The sequence below is a fragment of the Armatimonadia bacterium genome (assembly GCA_039679385.1).
GTDB lineage: Bacteria > Armatimonadota > Zipacnadia > Zipacnadales > JABUFB01 > JAJFTQ01.
Window position 1 is genome coordinate 1 of record JBDKVB010000167.1, and the last position, 1,932, is coordinate 1,932.

The window sequence follows — 1,932 nt, forward strand, 5'->3', positions numbered from 1 at the left end:
CCGCGGGCGTCCTGCTGCCTTTCGAGGGCCCCGTCGGCTTGCCACTGGTAGTAGGTCAGCGCACCGGCGGTGGTCCGCTCCAGCGTCAACTGGTTCAGCGTGCTGTACTGGTAGTAGGTCGTCTCGCTCCTGCCCGGCGCTGTCTGAACGGTATCCGGCGGTCCTGGATGCGGGCCCATGGCCCTATCCTACCCCGGCAACGGGAACACCCGTTGTTCCCTACGCGTCCTGAGGTCGTATCCGTTGATCGCTCCATCGGCGACGTAGAGAACCTCGCCCGGTTTGCCCCACCGGAACTGTCCTCCCAGGACTGGGGAGCCATCCGCGCGAACGATCGTCTGACAGGTGCCATCGACGAGGGTGAAGACGACACCCAACTGGCCCCTCGCTGGCGTCCCATTCACAGGCGGCGGCTGCCTCATGAGCAGCAGATGCCGCCCGTCGGCAGACCACTGGGGAGAGGCTTGGCAGAAGGTCTCGTCAGTCACCAGCGGCCAGTCGGGGCCCGTGACCGGGCCGATGCGAAGCTGTAGCCTGTCCGTGCTACGCACGTCTCGGTTGAGCTGGCAGAGGGCGGCAAGGTGGCGGCCGTCGCGGCTCACACCCATCGCTGCGACAGCCGCCTCGGGCAGCAACTCCGTGAGGCCGCCGGGGCCCCGTGCGTAGTAGCGGTGGCCGAGGTTCGTTAGCGGTCCCCTGTACACCAACCAGTCGCCGACCCTGGGCTGCCATATCCAGCGCATCGAGCCGACCACGACCCTTCTTCCGCCAACGTCCAGCCCCGCACTCCAGATCGAGTGCACGTCAGTGTCTGAGGGCGCATCCACCTTCTCGTAGAGAACCCATGAGGACTCGCCATACCATCGCGGCCAGCTTATGTAGGTTGGCGTCCGCCAAGGAAGGAGGGTTCGCACCCGCCGCCGATCGGGCTCAATCAGAACGAGACGCTGCGCAGGCATACGGCCCCACCTGCTAGTACCACCTTGGGTCGCGACCATGCACTTGCTGTTGGGTGACCAGCAAGCCTGTGCACCAGGGCTTCCCCACACCCCAGGGACCCTGAAGGCGGTTGGCCCATCCCTGTCCACCAGAGCCGCCCACCGGTCACTGTCACTGGAGCTCACCCAGAGCTTGCCACCATCTGGCGAGGCCTCGAAGCTCATACACTCTCCCACGCCGCCAGGCAGCGGCCGCCAACGCTCCAGCCCGGCACGTACGGCCAACCAGCACATCCCGGCTGCCACAGCAAGCACGATACCGATGGCTGTGGCTTTCCCCACAACGCCACATGGCTCCACCCTGTCTACCTCCGTCCCACGCGACTGTCCCCTTCATCACTCCCCGCACGTGTTACGTCACTAGTGCGCCCTCCCTCGCACCGCCAGGTCCGCTGCCCGCACGAGTGCATCATAGCACGCGAGCGTGCTGGTGCCTGCGCTGGGCAGTAGCGGCAGCGACGGGTCGCCCCATGACACCGGGTTCAGGATGGCATCACAGCAGTCCTGGACCGCCCCGAACATCCCGTCCTCCGTACCCGCGCATTCGCCCAGTTTCTGGACATACCGACTGCAGTCCGGAAGCAGCCTTGCGACATCGACCCACCCTTTCGTGTCGTTCCGCTCAGGCAAGGGCGGCCTGTGTGGCTTCGGGGGCCTTTGTCCGCATCCTCCCAGGAGCGTGACGATCCCCCCGACGACCACCACGATGGCAGCGCCGATGAGCGGCGCGACGTCACCGCCAGGGTCAACGAAGTCAGAAGGTCGATCCCACACATACCGATACGCCCCGACGCCCTGTCTTGCGATCGGGTCCCTACTCCCAAACCTCCCTACCCCGGCGTCGTACCATCGGTGCCAGAGGAGCATCAGGTTCGGCAGGGGTTCGGTGAGATAGCCGTAGGCGCCGACGTACTGGTAGGGAGTTGGCGTCGTG

General features: G+C 65.9%; 2 protein-coding genes. Both read right to left on the reverse strand.

The genetic code is table 11. The features are described from left to right. Positions 1-188: 188 nt before the first annotated feature. Positions 189-959, reverse strand: coding sequence for a hypothetical protein (locus tag ABFE16_19380; protein MEN6347463.1), 771 nt, complete (start codon positions 957-959; stop codon positions 189-191). A gap of 399 nt (positions 960-1,358) precedes the next feature. Beyond that, positions 1,359-1,932 (reverse strand): RHS repeat-associated core domain-containing protein (locus tag ABFE16_19385; GenBank protein MEN6347464.1); only part of this gene is annotated, 574 nt, incomplete at its 5' end.